The organism is Shewanella sp. DAU305 (genome assembly GCF_026802235.1).
Classification (GTDB): domain Bacteria; phylum Pseudomonadota; class Gammaproteobacteria; order Enterobacterales; family Shewanellaceae; genus Shewanella; species Shewanella baltica.
Map to the genome: position 1 here is coordinate 1734852 of NZ_CP113808.1, position 23936 is coordinate 1758787.

A 23936-nucleotide genomic window follows, 5' to 3' on the forward strand; every position below is an offset into this window, starting at 1 on the left:
ATGTAAGAGATCAAATTATATATCCATGCTTAATTTTGGAATCATGCTATGACAATAAAAACGATAGCGATTGTTGGTGGTGGGACATCTGGTTGGTTAGCCGCTAATCACATAGGGCGAGTTTTAAAGGATAATCCAGAGTTATCTATTACACTCATCGAATCACCTGCTATCCCTATTATTGGTGTAGGTGAGGGGACTGTCCCCTCGATTCGTAAATCATTATCTAGTTTTGGAATAAGTGAATCAGAATTTATAAATTCTTGTGATGTAACTTTTAAACAGTCAATAAAATTTGTAAATTGGTTAGATAGAACTAAACACGGTAACAATAATTTTTATCATCACCTTTTTGATATGCCGAGTCTATTTGGTGAGGATTTAACACCATATTGGTTAATTAATCCTAAGGAGCACTTTGCAGATTTAGTCTCGTCACAGCATGCCGTTTGTGAAGAAAATAAGGCTCCAAAACTCATAACAACTCCAGAGTATAGTGGAGTTACGGGTTATGCTTACCACCTTAATGCCGCTAAGTTTGCCATGCTATTAGCTAAGAATGCGACTGAACGCTTTAACGTTGAACATGTTCACGCAACTGTGAATGATGTTTCATTTGGTATAGATGGTTCAATTCACTCACTGTTGACAGACAAAGGCGAGCTAACTTTTGACTTTTACATTGATTGCAGTGGTTTCGAATCTATTTTGTTAGCAAAAAGGTTTGATGTACCATTTATCGATAAGTCACAACAACTCTTCGTTAATACAGCGTTAGTTACTCAAGTGCCCACACAGAATTTCGAAAAAATTCCTCCATTTACTATTGCTACTGCCCATAAGGCGGGATGGATTTGGGATATCTCCCTTACACAAAGGCGCGGAACTGGATTCGTCTACTCAAATGATCATATGAGTAATACTGAAGCTGAAGATAAATTTGACCAGTACTTAGGTGGTAAACTTGCAGAGCTTACACCTCGAAAAATCCCAATGAAAGTTGGCTATCGTCAACAGTTTTGGGTAAAAAATTGCGTCGCATTAGGTTTAGCGCAAGGTTTTTTAGAACCGATAGAAGCAACATCTATTTTACTCACGGACTTTTCTGCGCGATTTCTTGCAGAACGATTTCCTTCTGATAAAGATGATATTGATTATCTTGCTAAGCGTTTTAATGAAACAGTTTCTCAAGCGTGGGAGAGAGTCGTCGAATTTGCTAAGTTGCACTATTGCTTATCTGACAGATCTGACTCAGCTTTCTGGCGCGATAATCGTTCTGATAAAACAATCCCTGAGGGCTTAAAACAACGTCTTAAAATGTGGCGGAATTTTATTCCAATCGCAGAGGATTTTCCTTCAAAGTTTGAAGTGTTCAACAGAGAAAATTATTTATATGTACTTTATGGTATGAAGTATTTTACTCGCCCAATTTATAGCAATGCGGAAGTTGATAAACGCGTTGTTCAACATTTGGCTAAGATGAAGTTGTTAAAAAGTAAAATGATAAGTGAGTTGCCAGAACATAGAGAACTACTTGATAAAATCCGTCTCTACGGATTGCAATCCATATAGATTTTTATGAATTGCATAAAAACATTAACAAGGAAAAAAAAGATGACAACACATTATGTCCCTTTGAATAATTCTATTCATAGACACTTAAAAGTAAACAATATTGTTGACTATAAAGTTTTTGAAAACATGCACATGTTGCCTCTTCAGGTTCAAGAGTTCATGTCAGCAGCGACTAGTTTTCCCATTATATTTACCAAAAATGCTCAAACAGGTGAATTCTTACCTGTAGCTATTACATCTTTAAAAGAAAACTCGAACAAATTAATGATAAATGGTAGATGGATATCGCGTTATTTACCTATTCAAGTTCAATTGTATCCTTTCGGTGCGAGCTATACTGATAATAAAATAATTATTGGAATTGATCTAAATAATTCGTCGGTGTCCGAAATCGGTGATAATTCTTTGTTTACAACTGATGGCGATAACACCGCGTATCTCAATACACAACTAGAGTTAGCTAGTCTTCAGGCTAATTATCAGGAAATGACAAGAAATTTTATTAGTATTTTAATACAGCATGATCTATTACAGCCTAGAACATTAACTGTAAATGCTCAGGATGGAACTAAGACTAATATTAATGGTATTTATACCGTTGATGAACAAAAAATGCATGAGCTAGAAGAAGTAGTCATGTTAGATTTTGCAAAACGTGGATTCTACTCTGTGATTTATGCGCATCTTTGTTCTCTTAGTTTAATTGATTTAGTCATGGAAAAATAACATTTAAAGAATGGTGCCATGCTGTATTGGTGGCATCAAACTATGCGATTTACTTATGCTAGTTTTTAATTAAAGCAATGAATATGAATCAATTTTAGAGTTTTTAACTCGCCAACATGGCGCTACCCGTCAAAATTATCCAAATGGAGAAAAAGAGTTTTAACACTTTTACTGGGAGATATAGCGCTAATTTACGAGCGAGTAATCCTCCGATGACGGCACCTGGGCCTGCGAATAACACTAACTCAAAGAGGGCATGGCTATTTGTTGAAAAAATATGAATAGGGCTTGCCGACCAAACTGTAATTGCAGAGACAATGACACCGGTGGCGACCGCCATTTTAGCGCATAGTCCCCGTAACATCAGATAAATGACGACTAATTCACCGACGCCTACCGATAACCAAGCTGTGATAATGCCGCCGAAATAGCCAATGAGAGCGAGCCAAAGAAAATCGACTGGCCTTATAGCGCGAGTTATTGGCGTGCTACTTTTGCTACTAATAACGATGGCGATACCGAGTACAATCGAGAAGATGCTGAAACTTGTGTGTAGCGAAGAGGGGGAGTTGAGCTGTAGTAGTTGGCTGCTCCAGAAACCTAATACTGAAAAGAAGGCGGCAAGTAATGCTGCTTTCACAAAACCAGACCAGGCGGCATCTTCTCGGTGACGCTTTTTATAATGCAGTGACCATGAAATCGCGCCTGCTGTCATACCAAAGCATTGGATCATAAATGAAGTCGCAACACTTTGAGACTCACTAAAGTTGAGGCTCGAAAAAACGGGAATAAAGATGACGCCACCGCCAGCTCCCGTCGAATTGGCAAATATCGCTCCTGTAATACCCAGAAAAATAAAGCGGCCATATTCTTGGATAAGATCAAATGGCGAATGAAAATGGCTCGCCCAAAATAACCAAGCTCCACAAAGTAGCAATATCAAACTGAGGTTTCGGTAGTGCCGAGTTAAGCGCGGAGCAGATTGGGTATTACTGGGCACTAATGTGTTAAGTGGGCTCATCGATAGCTACCGTGATCTTTGTCATGTTATCGCCATGTTACCAATGAAAGACAACGTTGTCACATAAGCTTGAATAAATAAATTAAACATTTTAAGTGATTGAATAATAATGGTTAAGTATGTCTATTCATAAAAAATAACAATAATTGTCAAAAAAATGTAGAAATCCTGTTCTTTCTTGTGTACTTTAATAATGACAACGCTGTCATCTGCTTGTGTGATACGTTGTTTGTAAGGTCTGCATGAGAGGATGAGGTCTCCTTTTCATGTGTTTGGCAGGAGTATTGCTGTCGGGCGGCGATACGTTTGTCTTTGATATTTTGATAGTCTCTCCCCAGAAACTAGCGTGGGCTGGGTACTGTAAGCAGTGCCCAGCCATTTTTTTAGGGTGTTTTTACAATATGACTTAAATGCCTACCTCAGCATTTGAACGTTAGCGGCATAGATAAATAAAACTCACTGGTAAAAACCAGATAATAAAAAGAGGCTGCAATTTATGGCGATTCATTTAACGGTTGCGATGCGCGTCATTGCGACGGGCATGACGAGTGTCATTCGTTATGTTTTTACACGAACGACCACACTTATCATCACTAAACGAGCAGCTTGCTGGTCACTGTTTATCATGGCACTGACGGGGCTTTCGGCCTCATCCTTCGCTGTGTTTGCAGCCGATATTGCCTCAAGTCATTTTGCCGCTAACTCAAATTCAAATTTAAACTTAAACTCTAATTCTGGTTCCTCTGAAGCCATTAAGTCTGACGTTTCTCACATTCAGCCACCGATTTCAAAAACAATCGTCACCACCATACAGCAGACTTGGCAGCTAAATTTGCTTAAGGAAGCACTGCGCCGCTCGGATAGCGGCTATCAAGTGCAGCAAATGTCGACTCAGATGAATCAAAAACGCAAGGTCGAAGAAGCACTGGCTGCAACAGTCGATGTGTTTTGGAGCATGACCTCAAAAGAATTAGAAGAAACTGTGCTACCCGTGCGCATTCCATTGTTTAAAGGATTACTCGGTAATCGACTGCTGATTATCCGCAAAGCGGATGAAACGCGATTTGCAAATGTGAAAACCATGTCAGATTTTAGGCAGTTAAAGGCGGGGCAAAATCGTTATTGGCCCGATGCCACGATTTTAGAAGCCAATGGATTACCCGTCGTGACGAGTTATCAGTACACCAATTTATACCCCATGTTAGAAGGTGGGCGTTTTGATTATCTTGCCCTCGGCGCCCAGGAAATTGGTGAAGAACTCGCAAGTCACCCCAATCCCGCACTTAAGGTTGATAGCCATATTTTGCTGCAATATCGCTCGCCGGCTTATTTCTTTGTGTCCCCTAAGCGCCCCGAACTTGCGGCGGCCATTTTAGCTGGGCTTGAAAGTATGGTCAGTGACGGCTCCTTTGATGAGATGTTCAATCGCGAGCTAAAAATTGAGCAACTATACCGTGAGGCTAAGTTTGAACAAAGGGTCATTATCCGCCTCGATACGCCTGATTTAAGCCCGTTAACGCCAATAGAGCGCAAAGAATTATGGTTAGATCTCTTTAGTATGCAAGGTGCAAAATAATGAAAACATTAGCCTTAAAAGTACAGATTGGGTTAGCGGCAGCGATTTTTATGATAGTCAGCGTTTTGTTCGGCGCATCTTATTGGTTGGCGAGCGATAAATTGGCCGCCAGTGAAACTGAGTTTGAAGACAATACCGTCGCCAATTTGCAAGTCACTATGGCGCAGCCCATCTTCACCTACGATTATGAACAAATCCAAGCCGTGTTGTCTGTCATGCTTAAATCTGCGCAGATTTATCATATCGTGGTGAGCGACCATCGCGGTAAAGTGTTAGCCGAGAGTCAACAGGCTCAAACGGTGGCCGATGAGTATTTGGTAAAACGTGAAATTCACTTTGCTGACCAAGGTAATCCGACGGGCCAATTGGCCATCCAGTTTTCTATGTTGCCCATTCGTGCTCAGTTGTCAGATTTACTCTTAGGTTATTTCTTGCAGGCGCTGTTAATTCTCGGTGGCAGTTTAATTGTTATCTTCATTATTCTTAAACGTTTAGTGATTAATCCACTGGAGAATGTGGTTCGCGCCATGGAAGAAATTGCCAACGGTGACGGTGATTTATGCCACAGATTACCCGTTGAGAGTCAGGATGAGATTGGTCAGCTTGCCAAGGCATTTAATGGTTTTGTAGAGCAAATTCACGCCACGATTTCCAGGGTGCACGAAACCTCAGGGCAATTACTGGGCGATGCCAAAGCGCTTGGTTCACTGTCGCAAACCAACAATGATCGCGTGCAAACCCAATTAAAAGAAACCGAGGCCGCTGTGACGGCTGTAACTCAGCTGAGCGCCAGTGCTAACGAAGTTGCCATTAATGCCAAGCGCACCGCGGATGCGGCGAGTCAGGCCGATAAAGCGGTCGATGACAGTCAGCGTCAGTTTGATTCGGGATTAGATATTACCCGTAAGTTGGCGTCTGAATTAGCCCGCTCGGCATTGTCCGTCTCACAGTTACAGCAAGAAACCCAAAAGATTGATGAAGTGGTCGTAGTGATCAACAGTATTGCCGAGCAGACCAACTTACTGGCGCTTAATGCTGCCATTGAAGCGGCAAGGGCGGGTGAACAAGGGCGCGGTTTTGCTGTGGTGGCCGACGAAGTGCGCACGCTGGCGAGCCGAACTCAACAAGCCACAGGTGAAATACAGAAAATGATCCAGCAGGTTCAGAGCCGTGTGGCTGAAACGGTCACTGTGATGCAAGCGAGCCAAGCCCTCTCGACTCAGGGCGTAAACCGCTCGGAAGAAATTAAGTTAGTACTCACTAAAGTGACTGATTTAGTCTCAAATATCAGTAATATGAACATCGAAGTTTCCCATGCGGCGCAGGAGCAAACCTGCGTCACCGAAGCGATTTCTCGTACGTTAAATGATCTTGCCAATGTCTCAGGTTCAGCCTCACTCGATAGCGAGCACTTAGCGCACTCGAGCGAGCGACTGTTTCACCAAGGGGAAAGACTGCGGACGTTAGTAACTTCCTTCAGATTGTAGCCATTTCTGGAGCTAGATAAGGATAATCATGAATAAAACACTTTCAGCAAGCGCCATTTTACTGGCTTTAGGATTAGCGGCCTGTTCCGAGGCGCCTGTGACGCCTTCCGCAGCGTCAGCCGATAAGGCTGTGACTCAAACACAGCAAGCTCAGGACGCATTAACTCAAGCGCAGTTACAACAACTCGGGGATTCGTTAGTCGTAACTTACCGTGTCGTGACCAATGTGCCAGACGATAAGTGCCTAAAAGATAAAGCCGATGGTCGCTGTTTTGTCGCTCAAATTGATTTCGTGCCCGGTATGGATTTAGCCAGCCAGGATTGGGAAATTTATTTAAGCCAAATGCGCCCAGTGCAATCGGTTGAAAGCGGTGAGTTGACGATAACGCACGTTAAAGGCGATTTACATCGTATTACGCCAACGGCCGCTTTTAAGGGATTTGTTAAGGGCGAGAAAAAGCAACTGACATTCCGTGGTGAGCCGTGGCAATTGGCTGAAACCGACGCTATGCCAAACTATTACCTCGCAGCAAACGGATTAGAACCCGTCATTATCGCCAGCACTCAAGTGGGTAAAGATGCCGAAACGGGTTTAGAGACGCGTCCGTATGTTGAAGGGTTTACGAATTTTAAAACCCAATATCAACGCACAGAAACGGATAAACTCGCGCCAGCCGATGCCGCGCAATTATTTAAAGCCAATCAAAGCGTGAGTGAAGATGCCGCCTTGGCTGTGGATACCATTATCCCAACGCCACAAAAGGTGAAGATCCATTCAACTGATACACCAGTATCCCTTGCTGGCGGTATTAAGGTCGAATATCAGCAAGATAACCCAGAGCAAAAGAGTCAAGTTGCGGCAGCGGTGGCACGTTTAGCTCGCCTGGGTGTGGCTGAATCTGCGAGTGGCATTACGGTGAAATTTGCCAGCCAAAAAGGGGATGAGGGCAGTTATCGCTTAGATATTCAGCCAACTGAAATAGTGATCGCTGCCAATGATGCGGCGGGCTTCTCTTACGGTTTGTCATCATTAGCAAGCCTTGTGGATGTGAATTCGCTGAAAGTGAATGCCATGACCATTGAAGACAGCCCACGTTATCCGTTCCGTGGTATGCACATTGATGTGGCACGTAATTTCCACAGCAAACAATTGTTGCTGGATTTGCTCGACCAAATGGCGGCTTATAAGCTCAATAAACTGCATTTACACATGGCTGACGATGAAGGTTGGCGTTTAGAAATCGATGGTCTGCCTGAATTAACCGACATTGGCAGTAAACGTTGCCATGATTTAGATGAAAATTCCTGCTTATTACCGCAGTTAGGCAGTGGGCCGTTTGGCGATACTAGTGTTAATGGCTATTACACCAAACAAGACTATATCGACATAGTGAAATATGCCGAGGCGCGTCAAATTCAAGTGATCCCATCGATGGATATGCCGGGTCATAGCCGCGCCGCGATTAAAGCGATGGATGCGCGTTTTCGTCGATTACAGTCTGAAGACGTAGAGCTTCAAAACACGGGCAAAGTGCAGGTTGTCCCTGTGCAGGAAACGGTAAATCAAGCTAGCACAGCGGTAAAAGCGTTAGATGCGGGCGCTCGTCAATTGCAAGCTGAAGGGAAAACCACTGCAGCTGAGCAATATTTGTTATCCGATGCAAACGACAAAACGGTTTATTCTTCAGTGCAATATTACGACGACAATACGCTTAACGTGTGTATGGAGTCGACCTATCAGTTTGTCGATAAGGTAATTGATGAAATTGCCAAGTTACACCAAGCCGCGGGTCAACCATTGACGCGTTACCACATTGGTGCCGATGAAACGGCGGGAGCTTGGAAACAATCACCCCAGTGTTTAGCATTTGTCGCCAATAACGATAAAGGCGTTAAGTCGATAGATGACTTAGGCGCTTATTTTATCGAGCGAATTTCGACTATGTTAGCGGCCAAAGGTATTGAAGCTGCGGGGTGGAGCGATGGCATGAGCCATGTTCGCCCTGAGAATATGCCCGCTAAAGTGCAGTCTAATATTTGGGATGTGATTGCCCATAAAGGCTATGAGCGCGCCAATCAGCAGGCGAATCTTGGTTGGGAAACCGTGCTCTCTAATCCTGAGGTGTTGTACTTTGATTTCCCCTATGAGGCCGATCCTAAGGAGCATGGCTATTACTGGGCGAGTCGCGCGACCAACAGCCATAAAGTCTTTAGCTTTATGCCAGATAACTTGGCCGCCAATGCCGAGCAATGGACCGATATTCAAAATCAGCCGTTCGAAGCGGACGACAGAATAAAACTTGATGAGGCGGGTAAAAAAATCTCGGGTCCAAGGGAGAAAGGCAAACCTTTTACTGGCTTGCAAGGGCAGGTTTGGAGTGAGTCGATTCGCAGTGACGATACAATTGAATACATGGTGTTCCCGCGTTTGTTGATGTTGGCTGAGCGTGCTTGGCATCAAGCCGCATGGGAAGTGCCTTATCAATATCAAGGCGCTGTATATAATCAAAGCTCGCGCGCTTTTACTTTAGCCATGCGTGATGCACAGGCAAAGGATTGGCAACAACTCGCGAATACTTTAGGCCACAAAGAGTTTATTAAGTTAGATAAAGCGGGGATTGATTATCGCGTACCGACGGTCGGCGCCGAGATCCGTGAAGGTAAACTGTTTGCTAATATCGCCTATCCCGGACTCAAACTGGAATACCGAAGCCTAAATGGCCAATGGCAAGCTTATCAAGCGGGGCAGGCGGTCACTGCACCGATTGAGGTCCGTGCCATAGCTGCCGATGTTATTCGTAAAGGCCGAAGTTTAATCGTTAACTAAATCGATTTTTATATCTGGCTGTATTTTAAAGATAAAATACAGCCTTTTTGTTTTTCTGTGTCAGTGATTGCCTAAATTTGATTTTAGATCATAAATCACTTAAAAAAGTAAATGACAACGCTGTCATTCTTGCTGTAACATTGAGTTAACTAAAGTTGAGCGCTGTATTAACGGCAAATAATAAGCAACGGTAGCGCTGCATTGATAGGTGAAGAGGGGTGTCATGGGGTTAGTCCAGACAAAAGATCAACAACTGTTTATAGGTGTAGATGGCGGCGGCAGTAAATGTCGCGCCACCATCTACTGCGCAGACGGTACCGTTTTAGGGACAGGTGTTGCAGGACGTGCAAATCCACTGCATGGTCTCACACAAACATTTGAATCCATTGAAGCATCGACTCGCCTGGCGTTGCTGGATGCTGGCATGAACGAGAGCGATAGTCACTTGCTGGTGGCGGGTCTTGGTCTTGCTGGCGTAAATGTCCCTCGGTTATATCAAGACGTTATCAACTGGCAGCATCCTTTTGCGGCCATGTATGTCACCACAGATCTGCATACGGCTTGTATTGGTGCCCACCGCGGTGCCGATGGCGCTGTGATCATCACGGGCACAGGTTCTTGCGGTTATGCCCATGTTGGTGATACCAGCTTGAGTATTGGCGGTTATGGTTTTGCATTAGGTGATAAGGGCAGCGGTGCTTGGCTGGGATTAAAAGCCGCCGAACACGTGTTGTTAGCACTCGATGGCTTTGCCGTACCAACCCGATTAACCGATATGCTGCTGAGCTACTTTAACGTCACCGATGCGCTCGGGATTGTCGAAAATCTAGCCGGTAAATCATCAAGTTGCTATGCCGCATTAGCCAGAAGTGTGCTCGATTGCGCCAATGAAGGTGACGCAGTCGCGACGGCGATAGTGCAAGAGGGCGCAGATTATATTAGCGACATGGCGCGTAAGCTATTTAGCCTAAATCCGGTGCGTTTTTCGATGATCGGTGGCCTTGCAGAGCCTTTACAAGCCTGGCTCGGTGCCGATGTGGTCGCCAAAATTTCAGAAACCTTAGCACCACCCGAACTCGGTGCTATGTATTTCGCCCAGCAAGAATTTAATAAGTCGTTGTCAGTGCAAATAGGCACTGAAGCCAAATCCTGTATTTGAACGTGAAGGTAAAAGACATGACAAACACTATTATGGAGCAAGAAGCTCGCACCGCACCGCAAAAAATCGCTGGCCAGTTAGAAGCTAACGCTGAAATCATGCAGCAGTTAGGTGAGAAACTGCGCGCCTTCGATCCCCGTTTTGTAATGATCGTTGGTCGTGGTTCATCGGATCATGCGGGTGTTTTTGCTAAGTACTTATTTGAAATCGAAGCGGGTGTACCGACGTTTGCCGCCGCCCCTTCAGTGGCGAGTGTGTATGGTAAGACCTTGAAACTCGAAGGTGCATTAGTGATTGTGATTTCACAATCTGGCCGTAGCCCTGATATTTTGGCGCAGGCGCGTATGGCAAAAAATGCTGGCGCTTTTTGTGTTGCCTTAGTCAATGATCAAACCGCACCGATTAAAGATATCGTTGATGTTGTTGTACCTTTACGTGCCGGTGAAGAAAAAGCGGTTGCCGCGACTAAGAGTTACCTCGCAACGTTGTCAGCGATTTTACAACTTGCCGCCGCTTGGACTCAAAGCGAATCGCTTGCTAGCGCCGTCGCTTCTTTACCCCAAGCGCTGCAAACGGCGGTGGACGCTGAGCCACAACTCACGCCAGAATCTGTTGCCGACGTGAAGAACTTAGTCGTACTTGGCCGTGGTTTAGGTTATGCGGTATCTAAGGAAATTGCGCTTAAGTTAAAAGAAGTGTGTTCAATCCATGCTGAAGCTTTCAGTAGCGCTGAGTTCCTCCACGGTCCTGTGACCTTAGTTGAGAAAAAACTCACTATCGTTGATGTGTGTATTGGCGATGAATCCTACGCTAGCCACATAGAACAGATTGAAAACGTGAGTCAACGCGGCGCCGATTTAGTGCATCTGAATCAAACCTCGACGGACATTCACCCACGTGTGGCGCCGTTAGCGTTATTACAACGATTCTATATCGATGTGGCTGCGGTTGCGATTGCCCGCGGTATCGATCCCGATCAACCTGCTGGCCTTAAAAAAGTGACCCAAACGCTCTAAGCCGCCGAGCTTTAAGCGGCCAACGTTTTAGAGGTTTAGGTACTGCGGATTAGACTTAGCGGACTTTTAGCTGCACGATTAAACCTGTTCAGCTAAGCCCGTGCAGCTAAGCCCTCGCAGTGAACTTAATTTAAGACTTAAGTCACTCGTGTTATTTATTGAAAGAGGTTTGCGATGAAAATCACCTTGATCGCCGAGCGTATTTTTGATGGTGAATATTTCCATCAAGATGTGCCTGTTACTGTTGAAGACGGGCACATTCTGGCGTTTGATACGGTTGTTGGCGCGAAGGAAATCCGCCAAGCCGGAACGCTGGTGCCAGGTTTTATTGATGTGCAAGTGAACGGTGGCGGCGGGGCGTTATTCAATGCCGATCCGAGTGTTAATTGCATTGAAACTATCGGCCGTGCCCATGCGCGTTTTGGCACTACCGGATTTTTACCTACGCTTATTACCGACGATGTCAGTGTGATGGCCAATGCGGCCGATGCAGTGGCCGAGGCTTTAGTTAAGGGTAGCGCTGGCGTTTTAGGGGTGCATTTTGAAGGACCACATTTATCTGTGCCTAAAAAAGGTGTACATCCGCAGGGTTTTATTCGTGAAATAACCGATGCTGAACTCGCAGTATTTTGTCGTCAAGATCTGGGGATTAAAGTCGTCACGCTTGCGCCTGAGAATGTGTCGCCGGAGGTGATCCGTACGCTCGTTGCTTCGGGCGTTAAGGTGTGTTTGGGCCATTCTAATGCCGATTACGATACAGTGATTGCAGCATTAGCGGCAGGCGCGACGGGCTTTACCCACCTTTATAATGCGATGTCACCACTGGGTTCCCGTGAGCCGGGTATGGTTGGCGCGGCGATTGAGAGTGAAACCGCTTGGTGTGGTTTGATTGTCGATGGTCACCATGTGCACCCTGCGGCGGCAAAGGTTGCACTACGGGCAAAACCGAGGGGCAAGATGATGTTAGTCACCGATGCTATGCCGCCAGTTGGTATGGAGGATGAGACTAGCTTCGAGCTCTTTGGTACTCGAGTGTTAAGAGTCGGCGACAGATTAAATGCTGTGACAGGTGAGCTGGCGGGCTGTGTGCTCGATATGGCGACTGCGGTCAATAATACCGTGAACTTGTTGGGTTTACCTTTGGCGGAAGCCTTGAGAATGGCGGCGTTATATCCCGCACAGTTCCTCGGGATTGACCATAAGGCTGGGCGTTTAGCACTGGGACACAGGGCTGACTTTGTCTTGCTCGATGTGCAGAACAAAGTGCAGGCAAACTACATTGCGGGACAAGCCGTTTATGCACACCCTTAAATTGCATTTACATTTGCAATTTAGGTGATTTTTAACATCTATACCCAAACTACCTGAAAATGCAGGATTCAGCGGGAATTTAACGCACTTTAGGCAAGGCCATTTATTGCTCCTGCATAAATGACATTCACGCCATCCATGGCGATTGCGGTTATTTGCAGACCTAGTGGACTAAGTTAAAAATAACCAACGCAGTATAAAGTGCGTTAAAACCCGCCGGGACGGAGTGCCTAGGGCGCTCCACTTCCGTGTTGCATCAATTCAAAAGGTGGCCGACATTCTTTCATTGATGCGCCTTGAATTGAAGCACCCTAGGCGCTCTGAAACTCGTATCTTCAGGTAGCTTGGGTATAGCCCTTGTCGTATTTTGATGACAGGGGTTAAGTTTTTTTATTGTACAGCACTAATTTTAAACAGTATTAGTTTTGCTCAACTTTTATAAAAGCTTTTAATAACAATAATAAAGGATGATGGCATGGGGACGACACAGACAAATGCAATTGCGCCAGTAAAGGTGAATAAACCTAGGTTGATGTCGCTGGATGCACTGCGCGGCTTCGATATGTTTTGGATTTTGGGCGGTGAGGCTCTGTTTGGTGGCTTGCTTATTCTAACGGGCTGGGCAGGTTGGCAATGGGGCGATGAACAGATGCACCATAGCCAATGGCATGGTTTTCACTTCTACGATTTGATTTTTCCGCTGTTTATTTTCCTCTCTGGTGTGGCCTTAGGTTTATCTCCCAAACGTTTAGATAAATTACCCATGAGTGAGCGATTACCTGTGTATCGTCACGGGATTAAACGACTCTTTTTATTGCTGTTACTGGGCATTTTATACAACCACGGTTGGGGAGCGGGCGCACCTGCCGATCCTGAAAAAATTCGCTATGCCAGTGTGTTAGGTCGAATCGCCTTTGCATGGTTCTTTGCCGCATTATTGGTGTGGCACACGAGTCTACGAACTCAAATTATCGTCGCCTTGGGTATTTTGCTCGGTTATGGCGCAATCCAACTTTGGTTGCCTTTCCCCGGTGGACAGGCAGGCGTGCTCTCGCCAACGGAATCCATCAATGCCTATGTCGATTCGATTTTATTACCCGGCGTGAGCTATCAGGGACGCACGCCCGATCCAGAGGGGTTACTGTCGACTATTCCCGCCATCGTCAATGCGTTAGCGGGTGTGTTTGTCGGCCACTTTATTGTTAAATCCCATCCTAAAGGAGAGTGGGCCAAAGTGGGGTTGCTCGCCGCTACGGGTGGCATTTTGTTAGCCTTAGGTTGGCTGTTAGATCTTGTTATTCCGGTCAATAAAGAGCTGTGGACCAGTTCATTTGTGCTGGTGACGTCGGGCTGGAACATGATACTGCTGGCGGTATTCTATGCCTTAGTCGATGTGCTTAAGTGGCAAAAATCCGCATTTTTCTTCGTGGTGATAGGCACGAACGCGATCATTATTTACTTAGCGTCGAGCTTAGTGGATTGGAAATATATCGCTCAAAGCGTGTTTGGTGGCTTAGTGATGGCCTTGCCTGAAAGCGCTCAAGCGTTAGCTGCGGTTATCAGCTTGCTCGCGGTGCAGTGGCTGGTTTTATATTGGATGTATCGCCGCAATATTTTTGTCAGAATTTAGTCAGTTGGCTTAATCGCTTGAGATAAGCCGCACGCACTTAGTGTCTGCGGCTTTTTTTACATTATTTTATGGATGTGAGTTACAACTTAGCTATCGGCCAATTGATGATTACGAGGGAATATTCGCGAGAATTTATTAAATGACAGCGTTGTCTTTTTGTGTTATTTGTTTTAACATCACTGAAACAATGGTGCGTTTGGATGATAACATTAGCCATTGCGGACGAGTCGCGATACGGATATTCGGGAACTTAGGCATTAATTTAAACCCCGTTATCACCTCAATAATTAATTACTATAAGAAGCAGGTTTATGGAAATGACACTCGATAAAAGCCAGCAAAAAAGCAGCTTTCTCCCCATGGCCATAGTGGCCGCTCTCTTTTTCATCCTCGGATTCGCCACTTGGTTGAATGGTTCTTTGATGCCGTATTTGAAACAAATATTGCAACTCAATCCCTTTCAAGCGTCGTTGATCCTGTTTTCTTTTTATATCGCAGTGACCTTTACTGCCTTGCCATCCGCTTGGCTTATTCGCAAAGTCGGTTACAAGAATGGCATGGCGATCGGCATGGGCGTGATGATGTTGGCGGGTTTACTGTTTATCCCCGCCGCTGAAACCCAAATATTTGCCTTGTTCCTATTGGCCCAATTAGTGATGGGCACAGGCCAAACCCTATTACAAACTGCGGTTAACCCTTATGTGGTGCGTTTAGGCCCTGAAGAATCCGCCGCTGCCCGTGTGAGCGTGATGGGCATTTTGAACAAAGGTGCGGGTGTGATTGCGCCTGTGGTGTTCTCTGCACTGATTTTAGACAGCTTTAAAGACCGTATCGGTACTGAGCTGACTCAAATTCAAATTGATGAAATGGCTGACGGTTTAGTATTGCCGTATTTAGGCATGGCGATTTTTATCGGCATTTTGGCGTTAGCGGTAAAAAAATCCCCATTACCAGAATTATCCAATGAGGATGAAGCTGTTGAAAATACTGATAAAGGGCAACTTAAAGCGGCGCTGTCTCACCCTAACTTAGCTTTTGGCGTGTTGGCGCTGTTTTTTTATGTGGCGGTGGAAGTGATCGCCGGTGACACTATCGGCACTTTTGCGTTATCACTCGGGGTTGAACATTATGGGGTGATGACCTCCTATACCATGGTGTGTATGGTGCTAGGTTACACGCTTGGTATCCTGCTAATTCCTTGCATTATTTCACAGCATAAGGCTTTGATGGTGTCGGCCATTTTAGGTTTATTACTGACATGCGGTATTTTGTTCGGCGACAATAACTCCTACGCTATCGCCAATGTAGTGTTAGTGCCTTTTGGTGGCGTTGCGCTGCCTGACACCCTGTTGATGATTGCCTTCCTTGGTTTAGCCAATGCGATCGTTTGGCCTGCAGTATGGCCGCTAGCCTTGTCTGGTATGGGCAAATTGACCAGCACAGGTTCTGCGCTTCTCATCATGGGGATTGCTGGTGGCGCCTTTGGTCCAGTGTCTTGGGGCTTAATGAGCTCGGCGACAGATATGGGCATGCAGGGCGGTTATATGGTGATGTTGCCCTGTTATCTGTTCATCCTGTTCTACGCGGTGAAAGGCTATAAGATGCGTAGTTGGTAGACAAGTCAGCTTGAATAGCTAAAAAGAAGCCCTCGATGATGAGGGCTTTTTTGTGTCTTAGTTTATCTAAGCGGTTCTTCCGAACTTTATACTAAGGCCAAATTAGAACGCGTAACTTACGCTAGCAAGCACGGTATCTGAGGTTTTGAATGCGCCATCAGAGACCTTTTGGTCGCCGCTAAGATCTGTACCTAACCAAGCGAGAGAAAGCCCAAAGCCTGACAGTTCAGTCGATACGCCAACAGAGTAATCTGAGTAGCTATCAAAGCCTTCACCGTCATCCAATGCATCACCAACGTTATAGCCGTAGTGCAGATCGAGACTCCAGTTTTCAACAAATTCATAGGAGTAGTTAAGCTCAGCATAGTGATAGTCTAAATCACTTCCGCCGTAGTCATTGGTGTACCAGTAAGCGGCGCGAAAGCCTTTATAATCCATGCCAGCCGTGACTTCAAAATAGCCAATGTCACTTTCGCCTGAGTAGTTATAACGGTTAAGGGTAATGTCGTAGGTCAGATCTTCGTTGATCTCACCGCCATAGGCGACATAGAAATCGTATTCGATAGCAGGGCCGTTATAACCTGGCTCATCAAAATCCACGTTACTTGCCCAAGCACCGACAGAGAAACCCGAGTCGAAGCTCCAATCGATACCGCCTTGCAGGGCTGGATCGCCAGCGGTTTGTGAAACGCCGCGGAAACGATAGTCGTTAGTGAGACTAATTTCCCCTGTTACTTCAGCGGCGGCCATGCCGGAGAATAGGGTCGTGGTTAGCGCGAGTCCGACAAGCTTTACCAGCCGTTTTTTATTCAGATTGTTATACACGGTATTTCTCCCATTTTCTTTGTTGACTCGGACGTGTTACTGGCGGCCATGATTATTCAATTGCGCCAGTGCATCCGTTGGTTTGCCAAACAACAGCCTAGGAAAACCCGTTGCTGTGACCTCATGGCGAGTTATTGCTAAGATAACTTAGCTTTTTTGAGGCTAACATCAGCCTCGTTGATCTCACTTTTGTTCGAAAATGACGTAAACCTTGCGGCAGGGTTCCATAACTTCCCAAGTGCCTTGAAAACCCGCGGGTATAATAAACCTGTCGCCCACAGTGAACGTCTGCGATTGACCTTGAAGATCGGTAATAACACTTATCCCTTCGAGGATTTCGCAGTACTCGTATTCAGTGTAGTTTATTTTCCAAGCGCCTGATTCACTTTGCCAAATTCCACTGTGAAATTGATCACAAGGACTAGAATAATGATTCTCTAGCCCTTGAGTCGGATTGCCTGCTAACAACTTTTCCGTCGGTAACTGATAGGTTTCGATGGGTGTTTGCGCCGTAGCAAAGCGAATAATGGCGTTGATACTCACAGTCATTTGCGATTTCCTTGTTGAGCTGACATTCGGCTATTTCATCGTAGGCATTACAAACTCGGCTTGAGTCTGTTTACCCATGGGCCAGCGGGCAGTAATTGCCTTACGCTTGGTATAAAAACGCACGCCATCTGGACCATGCATATGCAGCGGCCCAAAGAGTGATCGCTTCCAACCGCCAAAACTGTGGAACGCCATTGGCACCGGGATCGGCACGTTCACCCCAACCATACCCACTTGCACGTGGTGGCAGAAATGCCTTGCCGCTTCACCACTTTGGGTGAAAATCGCCGTGCCATTGCCAAATTCGTGTTGGTTAATCAGCTCAAGCGCCGTTGGGTAATCTTTCACGCGCACAATCGCCAGCACTGGGCCAAAGATTTCTTCGCGGTAGATGCTCATTTCAGGCGTGACGTGGTCGAACAAACAGGCACCGAGGAAATAGCCCTGTGGATGTTCTTCAACACTCAGTTTACGGCCATCGACCAGCAGCGCTGCGCCTTCTTGCACACCGGCTTCAACATATTGGGTAACCTTGGCAAGGTGCTGTTTTGAGATCAGTGGACCCATTTCCATCTCTGGCGTCAGGCCGTTGCCGACTTTTAAGGTTTGGATTTGCGGTAGCAGTTTTTCCACTAACGCATCGCCCACATCACCTACCGCGAGCACGACTGAAATCGCCATACAACGCTCACCAGCACTGCCGTAAGCTGCACCCATTAAGGCGCTAACGGCTTGATCTAAATCCGCATCTGGCATGAGTAACATATGGTTTTTCGCGCCGCCTAAGGCTTGTACGCGTTTGCCATGTTTAGAGGCTGTGCTGTAGATGTATTCGGCAATCGGAGTAGAGCCCACAAAGCTTACCGCTTGCACATCTTTATGTGTGAGTAAGGTATCGACGGCTTCTTTGTCGCCGTTAATAACGTTAAACACGCCATCGGGAAGACCCGCTTCTTTAAGCAGCTCGGCAATAAGCATCACCGAGCTTGGGTCTTTTTCTGAGGGTTTCATAATAAAGGTGTTACCGCAGGCAATCGCGATTGGGAACATCCACATGGGAACCATCACGGGGAAGTTAAAGGGCGCTATGCCTGCGACAACACCTAAAGCTTGATTAACTGACCAAGAATCGACCCCGCCACCGACTTGCTGGGTGTGTTCACCTTTAAGCAAGTGCGGAATACCACAGGCAAACTCGACCACTTCGAGACCACGGATCAACTCGCCCTTAGCATCGTCGATCACTTTGCCGTGCTCGCGGGTGATAAGCTGCGCCATTTCATCTAGGTTCTGCTCAACTAAGGCTTTGAATTTAAATAACACTCGAGCGCGGTTGAGTGGCGTGACTTGTGACCATGTTTCAAAGGCGGTTTTAGCGATTGCGATGGCTTCACCGACTTCAGTTTCGCTTGCGAGTGAGACTTGGCCACGTAGTTCACCCGTGGCGGGTTCAAAAATATCTTGGGTTCTGGTACTGGCAGGGGTGTGCTGACCATTAACAAAGTGAGTGATCTTGAGCATAGTTAACCTTTGATGTTCCCCGCCGCAGCGGGGTGTTAAATGTGAGAGTGGAACGAACCGCTGGCGCTATTATCCAACGGCGTTAATGGCATCGCTTAGGCTATTAACCATTTGGTCTATCTCGCGTTTATCGACAATCAGTGGTGGTGACATAGCAATAATGTCGCCCGTGGCTCGCACTAAAGTGCCGTGGCGGAAGCAGTGTTCAAATACGCCGTAACCCCGTTTACCCGCGCCTTGAGCGTTAGGGGAGAATTGAATCCCAGCGACTAGCCCTGTGTTGCGAATATCAACCACATTCGGCAACCCTTTGAGACTGTGCACTGCGTCTTCAAAGTAGCGCTCAAGCTCAAAGCTGCGTTCGAATAATTGCTCATTTTCATAAATCGATAGGGTGGCAAGCGCCGCAGCCGCAGCCACTGGATGACCGGAATAGGTGTAGCCGTGGAAGAACTCAATCAGTTCATTGGGGCCTTGCATGCAAGTGTCGTGGATAAAATCTTGTACAAACACTGCGCCCATTGGGATGGCGCCGTTATTGATGGCTTTAGCCGTGGTGATAATGTCTGGAATAACGCCCCAACGCTGACTCGCGAAGGCGGCGCCAACGCGGCCAAAAGCGGTAATGACTTCATCAAAAATCAGTAGGATGCCATGCTTTTTAGTGATTTCACGCAGACGTTTTAAGTAACCTTGGGGCGGCAATATCACCCCTGCTGAACCCGACATAGGTTCAACGATCACGGCGGCAATATTCTCGGCGCCATGCAGGGTCACTAGTTGTTCTAATACCTCGGCTTTTTCTGCACCAAAGTGTGAGAGTCCACGGGTAAATGCCGCATTTTGGATATCTAAGGTATGAGGTAAGTGATCGACGCCTTGCAGTAACTGGCCGCTAAATGCCTTGCGATTATTGCTTAACCCACCCACAGAGATGCCGCCAAAGCCGACACCGTGGTAACCCATTTCACGGCCGATAAAGCGGGTGCGTGAGGCTTGACCGTTGGCTCTGTGATAGCAAAGTGCCATCTTAAGTGCTGTATCGACGGACTCAGAACCTGAGTTAGTAAAGAAGACTTTGTTTAATCCTTCAGGACTGAGCTCGACTAAGCGCTCGGCAAGTTCAAAGGCGATGGGGTGACCCATTTGGAAGGAGGGCGCGTAGTCCATCTCTTTAATTTGTTTGCTGACCGCTTCGCTGATTTCTTTGCGACCATGGCCTGCGTTACAACACCATAAACCGGCGGTTGCATCTAATACCTTATTGCCATCAATATCTGTGTAATACATGCCTTCCGCTTTGGTGAGTAACCGCGGGTTGGCTTTGAATTGGCGGTTGGCGGTAAAAGGCATCCAGAAATGTTCAAGTGAGGGGTGCTCAGTTGAAGATTGATGTGAAGCATCACTTGAGGAATTGAGCGGCAAATCGGCCATAGTGTCTACCTTGTCCTGTATTTTCAGGTCTTGTTTTAGGGTGGCTAATATTTGCTATGCTATGTTAGAAATAATGAACATGGAAGAGCTGTGTGCAGTTATTTGTGGCAAAAAAGCTATTTTTGTAAAAAATATTGAATTTTATTGCTCAAACAGCGTAATCTGAAGCTCGGATTACGACTGTGATGATGTGTAGCATTTGCGCTAATGTCGTCACAGATCACTATTTCTTGTCGATGAACGATAAACCACACCTATGCGAACTATTAAGAGGTCATCATGAGCACACCGAAGAAACGCAGCGAATGGGAAAGTCTTGCTGCCAGCCTGTCTATTAATGGGAAGGCGTTTATCAATGGCGAATACCAAGATGCCGTTTCGGGTAACACCTTTGATTGTATTAGCCCTATCGATGGCCGCTTGCTGGTAAAAGTGGCGAGTTGCGATCTGGCGGATGCCAATCTTGCGGTTGCCAATGGCCGCAGCGTATTTGAGTCTGGTGTTTGGTCACAGCAGTCTCCGGTAAAGCGCAAACAAGTGATGATACGTTTCGCCGAATTACTCGAAGAAAATGCCAATGAACTCGCATTGTTAGAAACCCTCGACATGGGTAAACCTATTCGTTTCTCTAAAGCGGTGGATGTGGCGGGCGCCGCCCGTGCGATTCGCTGGTCTGGCGAAGCGATTGATAAAATTTACGATGAACTCGCACCAACCGCTCACAATGAAATTGGCATGATCACCCGTGAACCAGTCGGTGTTGTCGCTGCAATTGTGCCGTGGAACTTCCCTATGCTGATGGCGTGTTGGAAGCTCGGGCCTGCACTTGCCACGGGTAACAGTGTGGTATTAAAACCCTCTGAAAAGTCCCCCTTAACGGCAATCCGCATGGCACAACTCGCCATTGAAGCTGGGATCCCACAAGGCGTATTAAACGTGTTGCCAGGATTTGGCCATACCGTAGGTAAAGCCTTAGCCCTGCATATGGATGTGGATACGCTGGTGTTCACAGGTTCGACAAAAATTGCCAAGCAATTAATGATTTACGCTGGCGAATCGAACATGAAACGCGTGTGGTTAGAGGCCGGAGGCAAGAGCCCCAATATCGTCTTTAATGACGCGCCAGATCTGAAAGCCGCTGCCGTTGCTGCGGCCGAAGCCATTGCCTTTAACCAAGGTGAAGTTTGCACCGCAGGTTCGCGTTTGCTGGTGGAATCCGGGGTGAAAGATGAGCTTATCGCGCTTATCGCAGAGGAGTTAGCCTCATGGCATCCGGGTCATCCACTCGACCCTGCCACTGTGAGCGGCGCCGTTGTTGATAAACAACAGTTAGACACAGTACTCAGTTACATTAAAGCAGGTAAAGATGAAGGCGCGACCTTAGTCCACGGTGGCAGCCAAGTCATGGCCGATACGGGCGGTGTATATGTGCAGCCAACGGTATTTTCTAACGTAAACAATCAGATGAAGATTGCCAGCGAAGAGATCTTCGGCCCTGTGCTCTCTGTCATTGAATTTAATGGCATGGAAGAAGCGATATCAATCGCCAACGATACCATCTACGGTTTAGCCGCTGGCGTGTGGACATCGAATATAAGCAAGGCCCATAAAACCGCCAAAGCCCTGCGCGCTGGCATGGTATGGATCAACCATTACGATGGTGGCGATATGACAGCGCCATTCGGTGGCTATAAACAGTCAGGTAATGGCCGAGATAAATCTCTGCACTCCTTCGACAAATACACAGAACTGAAAGCGACTTGGATCGTGTTATAAGCGCTCTGTTGTTATAACCGCTCTTTTTTGTCTATATAAGAGAAGGAGCCACTTTCGCTCAATACTAAAACCTCTTTTCATATTACATGGAAAGAGGTTTTTTATTTTAGGGCGTCTTTACCCCAAGCAAGATCATTGAATCGTCAGTTGTGCTGCATTTATTGCCATTGTTTCCCCAGTGACACGCCGTAAACTCGTCCCTGAGGGCTCTACTAAAACATCCTGTTTTAGAAGGTCACAGGTGCAACAATGATAATCCTAATTAGCCTCTCGCTGTTCGTTTAATTAAAAAACTATTGCCTCAAGTGAGCTAAATAGAATGATAAAGCTAAAACAATATCAAGTAATTACCCACCAAGCTGTATAAAAAACCGCTACCGCAAAAAAGCAAATTCCTATAGCATCATTTATACCAATTTACACGGATGTGGCAGCGGCCATAATTAAGATCGAGTCAACAAACGATTTATGCCCTGCAAACAGCGCATAAATACTAAGACGTTATATTTATTTATGAATTTCGGTGAGAAATGGCGAAAGTTACTAGCAAGAATCATTTCAGTCCCGTTTTAGCGAACAAGTATTGGACGGACGAAGAGTCAGGTTGGAGTTATAAATACTATTATTTCTGCAAGCACCGGAAACAAGTAATTGACTCCCATAAGGATATTGGTAAGACAGCATGGGGCTATGAGCTTAACCTGTACCCTCAAGAGGTAGAGGATTGTCTTGACTCAGATTTAGAGAATGAAAGTGCGGTACTTTATGAAAAGCTAATTTCCGGTGAAAAGCTTAATGCAGAACAGCGAATGAAATGGGGACAGTTCATAATTACACAGGCTGTAAGAACACCAAGTTTTTTTAAGTATCGTGATCATCTTGAAAAAATGAGTGGTGGTGACTATTCGTACAAACATACTATTTTGGGATGTGCTGGTTGCGAGGAAAATAAATACATTGCGTCCAGAAACTGGCTGATGCTTAAGGCTCATGAGAGTGACTTCTTTATCAGGACGGATAACCCTGTCTATATGACGGGTTGCCTTGATAACTCTACAACTGTTATTTTCTATCCATTGACCCCAGAGTTATGTTTTGTCGCTTGCTCATTTGTTGAAACTGTTTTGTTGCCAAAAGGTATGGAGCTTCCTTTTCCTCAACAAGACTTCTTGCCGTTAGAAAAAGGTGATGCGTACCATATAAATTTTGAATTGTTAAAGTCAGCAAATAATTCGGTGATCTTAGCGAAAAAAAATAACAATAAGGTAGTTAGCCAGATGACACTTGATATGTTGGGCTCATTCCCTCAACTCCCTTTTATGTTGTCTTCAGCAAAAAATCCAATAGACGAATCTATGGTGATTGAGTCCCTAACTAAGCTAATGTCAGAAGTCGATGGAGTTCATTATCCTGATTATCGAGATTATCCATTTAGTCCGTTTTATGGCGTAGAGTTTTCAATGGGTATAAATCCGTTCTCGGTTTTTGGCGTCACTGAAGAAAGATTGTTTGTGGATAATGAGAAATCATAAATATAACAAGTGATTAAACAGGGATTGGAAACTTGTGGGCTATTCGCTTCGCTCAATTTTATCCCACAATTTTTAACCCGTTGATCGGGCGTTAATCCATAGAAATATTAATCCAGAACTAACGGATTCGAGTAAAAAATCTAACACGTTTCTGTCCAAAAGCTTGCTGCGTAAGGCTTTTAAATCTGCAGGTTACACTAATGCTAAAAAGGTGAGCCAGGGTGATTAGCGAGACGACCGTCCGCCCCATGAATGGGGCGGTCGAGCATCCAGGGAGGGACTTGCAGCGTGTCGGTGAGTGAACACCATGGCTTGCCCATTAGTAGGGGCCAGCATTTAAGTTACCAAACAAGTT

At 45.8% G+C, this 23936-nt stretch carries 17 protein-coding genes; 12 read left to right on the forward strand and 5 right to left on the reverse strand.

Annotation, left to right across the window (positions count from 1 at the left end; translation table 11 throughout):
• The first annotated feature begins 48 nt into the window (after nucleotides 1-48).
• Both OX890_RS07515 and OX890_RS07520 read left to right on the forward strand, forming a co-directional pair.
• Nucleotides 49-1572, forward strand: a complete 1524-nt coding sequence (locus tag OX890_RS07515; protein ID WP_126491365.1) for a tryptophan halogenase family protein — start codon at nucleotides 49-51, stop codon at nucleotides 1570-1572.
• A gap of 42 nt (nucleotides 1573-1614) precedes the next feature.
• Complete coding sequence (locus OX890_RS07520; RefSeq protein ID WP_006084992.1) at nucleotides 1615-2301, forward strand: SapC family protein; 687 nt, start codon at nucleotides 1615-1617, stop codon at nucleotides 2299-2301.
• 103 nt (nucleotides 2302-2404) lie between these two features.
• Here OX890_RS07520 and OX890_RS07525 read toward each other — a convergent pair whose 3' ends face one another.
• Nucleotides 2405-3322, reverse strand: coding sequence for a sulfite exporter TauE/SafE family protein (locus OX890_RS07525; protein WP_268650360.1), 918 nt, complete (start codon nucleotides 3320-3322; stop codon nucleotides 2405-2407).
• Nucleotides 3323-3818: 496 nt separating this feature from the next.
• Here OX890_RS07525 and OX890_RS07530 point away from each other — a divergent pair, with 496 nt between their 5' ends.
• From OX890_RS07530 to nagP, 8 genes are all read left to right on the forward strand, one after another.
• Nucleotides 3819-4898 carry a transporter substrate-binding domain-containing protein gene (locus OX890_RS07530; protein ID WP_268650361.1) on the forward strand — a complete coding sequence of 360 codons (1080 nt, stop codon included), beginning with the start codon at nucleotides 3819-3821 and terminating at the stop codon, nucleotides 4896-4898.
• A complete protein-coding gene (locus OX890_RS07535; protein ID WP_259523530.1) occupies nucleotides 4898-6385 on the forward strand; it encodes a methyl-accepting chemotaxis protein in 1488 nt (495 codons plus the stop codon). Before OX890_RS07530 ends, OX890_RS07535 begins: the two co-directional genes overlap by 1 nt.
• A gap of 28 nt (nucleotides 6386-6413) precedes the next feature.
• Nucleotides 6414-9212, forward strand: coding sequence for a family 20 glycosylhydrolase (locus OX890_RS07540; protein WP_268650362.1), 2799 nt, complete (start codon nucleotides 6414-6416; stop codon nucleotides 9210-9212).
• A 223-nt stretch (nucleotides 9213-9435) separates the two neighbouring features.
• Nucleotides 9436-10371, forward strand: coding sequence for an N-acetylglucosamine kinase (gene nagK / locus OX890_RS07545; RefSeq protein ID WP_006084997.1), 936 nt, complete (start codon nucleotides 9436-9438; stop codon nucleotides 10369-10371).
• Nucleotides 10372-10388: 17 nt separating this feature from the next.
• A complete protein-coding gene (nagB-II, locus tag OX890_RS07550) occupies nucleotides 10389-11387 on the forward strand; it encodes a glucosamine-6-phosphate deaminase NagB-II (protein ID WP_115335280.1) in 999 nt (332 codons plus the stop codon).
• A 174-nt stretch (nucleotides 11388-11561) separates the two neighbouring features.
• Complete coding sequence (gene nagA, locus OX890_RS07555) at nucleotides 11562-12698, forward strand: N-acetylglucosamine-6-phosphate deacetylase (protein WP_268650363.1); 1137 nt, start codon at nucleotides 11562-11564, stop codon at nucleotides 12696-12698.
• Nucleotides 12699-13173: 475 nt separating this feature from the next.
• Nucleotides 13174-14328: a transmembrane glucosamine N-acetyltransferase NagX gene (nagX, locus tag OX890_RS07560; protein ID WP_268650364.1), complete on the forward strand. Its 1155-nt coding sequence runs from the start codon at nucleotides 13174-13176 to the stop codon at nucleotides 14326-14328.
• 317 nt (nucleotides 14329-14645) lie between these two features.
• Nucleotides 14646-15944 carry an N-acetylglucosamine MFS transporter NagP gene (gene nagP / locus OX890_RS07565; RefSeq protein ID WP_268650601.1) on the forward strand — a complete coding sequence of 433 codons (1299 nt, stop codon included), beginning with the start codon at nucleotides 14646-14648 and terminating at the stop codon, nucleotides 15942-15944.
• A 102-nt stretch (nucleotides 15945-16046) separates the two neighbouring features.
• Here nagP and OX890_RS07570 read toward each other — a convergent pair whose 3' ends face one another.
• The 4 genes from OX890_RS07570 to OX890_RS07585 form a co-directional block, all read right to left on the reverse strand.
• Nucleotides 16047-16769 (reverse strand): TorF family putative porin, encoded by a 723-nt coding sequence (locus OX890_RS07570; RefSeq protein WP_006085004.1) that lies wholly within the window; start codon nucleotides 16767-16769, stop codon nucleotides 16047-16049.
• A gap of 183 nt (nucleotides 16770-16952) precedes the next feature.
• Nucleotides 16953-17318, reverse strand: coding sequence for a cupin domain-containing protein (locus tag OX890_RS07575; protein WP_268650365.1), 366 nt, complete (start codon nucleotides 17316-17318; stop codon nucleotides 16953-16955).
• Between the two features lie 30 nt (nucleotides 17319-17348).
• Nucleotides 17349-18839: a CoA-acylating methylmalonate-semialdehyde dehydrogenase gene (locus OX890_RS07580; RefSeq protein ID WP_268650366.1), complete on the reverse strand. Its 1491-nt coding sequence runs from the start codon at nucleotides 18837-18839 to the stop codon at nucleotides 17349-17351.
• 69 nt (nucleotides 18840-18908) lie between these two features.
• Nucleotides 18909-20273 carry an aspartate aminotransferase family protein gene (locus OX890_RS07585; protein WP_268650367.1) on the reverse strand — a complete coding sequence of 455 codons (1365 nt, stop codon included), beginning with the start codon at nucleotides 20271-20273 and terminating at the stop codon, nucleotides 18909-18911.
• Nucleotides 20274-20552: 279 nt separating this feature from the next.
• Between OX890_RS07585 and OX890_RS07590 the strand changes: the two genes are divergently transcribed.
• Complete coding sequence (locus tag OX890_RS07590) at nucleotides 20553-22049, forward strand: aldehyde dehydrogenase (RefSeq protein ID WP_006085008.1); 1497 nt, start codon at nucleotides 20553-20555, stop codon at nucleotides 22047-22049.
• Nucleotides 22050-22579: 530 nt separating this feature from the next.
• Nucleotides 22580-23581, forward strand: a complete 1002-nt coding sequence (locus tag OX890_RS07595; protein WP_268650368.1) for a DUF4238 domain-containing protein — start codon at nucleotides 22580-22582, stop codon at nucleotides 23579-23581.
• Nucleotides 23582-23936: the final 355 nt, after the last annotated feature.

What these genes read in the sequence shown, in the direction of transcription:
- OX890_RS07515 (WP_126491365.1), top strand. Translation starts at nt 49, where the DNA reads ATGACAATAAAAACGATAGCGATTGTTGGTGGTGGGACATCTGGTTGG.
- OX890_RS07520 (WP_006084992.1), top strand. Translation starts at nt 1,615, where the DNA reads ATGACAACACATTATGTCCCTTTGAATAATTCTATTCATAGACACTTA.
- OX890_RS07525 (WP_268650360.1), bottom strand. Translation starts at nt 3,322, where the DNA reads ATGAGCCCACTTAACACATTAGTGCCCAGTAATACCCAATCTGCTCCG.
- OX890_RS07530 (WP_268650361.1), top strand. Translation starts at nt 3,819, where the DNA reads ATGGCGATTCATTTAACGGTTGCGATGCGCGTCATTGCGACGGGCATG.
- OX890_RS07535 (WP_259523530.1), top strand. Translation starts at nt 4,898, where the DNA reads ATGAAAACATTAGCCTTAAAAGTACAGATTGGGTTAGCGGCAGCGATT.
- OX890_RS07540 (WP_268650362.1), top strand. Translation starts at nt 6,414, where the DNA reads ATGAATAAAACACTTTCAGCAAGCGCCATTTTACTGGCTTTAGGATTA.
- nagK (WP_006084997.1), top strand. Translation starts at nt 9,436, where the DNA reads ATGGGGTTAGTCCAGACAAAAGATCAACAACTGTTTATAGGTGTAGAT.
- nagB-II (WP_115335280.1), top strand. Translation starts at nt 10,389, where the DNA reads ATGACAAACACTATTATGGAGCAAGAAGCTCGCACCGCACCGCAAAAA.
- nagA (WP_268650363.1), top strand. Translation starts at nt 11,562, where the DNA reads ATGAAAATCACCTTGATCGCCGAGCGTATTTTTGATGGTGAATATTTC.
- nagX (WP_268650364.1), top strand. Translation starts at nt 13,174, where the DNA reads ATGGGGACGACACAGACAAATGCAATTGCGCCAGTAAAGGTGAATAAA.
- nagP (WP_268650601.1), top strand. Translation starts at nt 14,646, where the DNA reads ATGACACTCGATAAAAGCCAGCAAAAAAGCAGCTTTCTCCCCATGGCC.
- OX890_RS07575 (WP_268650365.1), bottom strand. Translation starts at nt 17,318, where the DNA reads ATGACTGTGAGTATCAACGCCATTATTCGCTTTGCTACGGCGCAAACA.
- OX890_RS07580 (WP_268650366.1), bottom strand. Translation starts at nt 18,839, where the DNA reads ATGCTCAAGATCACTCACTTTGTTAATGGTCAGCACACCCCTGCCAGT.
- OX890_RS07585 (WP_268650367.1), bottom strand. Translation starts at nt 20,273, where the DNA reads ATGGCCGATTTGCCGCTCAATTCCTCAAGTGATGCTTCACATCAATCT.
- OX890_RS07590 (WP_006085008.1), top strand. Translation starts at nt 20,553, where the DNA reads ATGAGCACACCGAAGAAACGCAGCGAATGGGAAAGTCTTGCTGCCAGC.
- OX890_RS07595 (WP_268650368.1), top strand. Translation starts at nt 22,580, where the DNA reads ATGGCGAAAGTTACTAGCAAGAATCATTTCAGTCCCGTTTTAGCGAAC.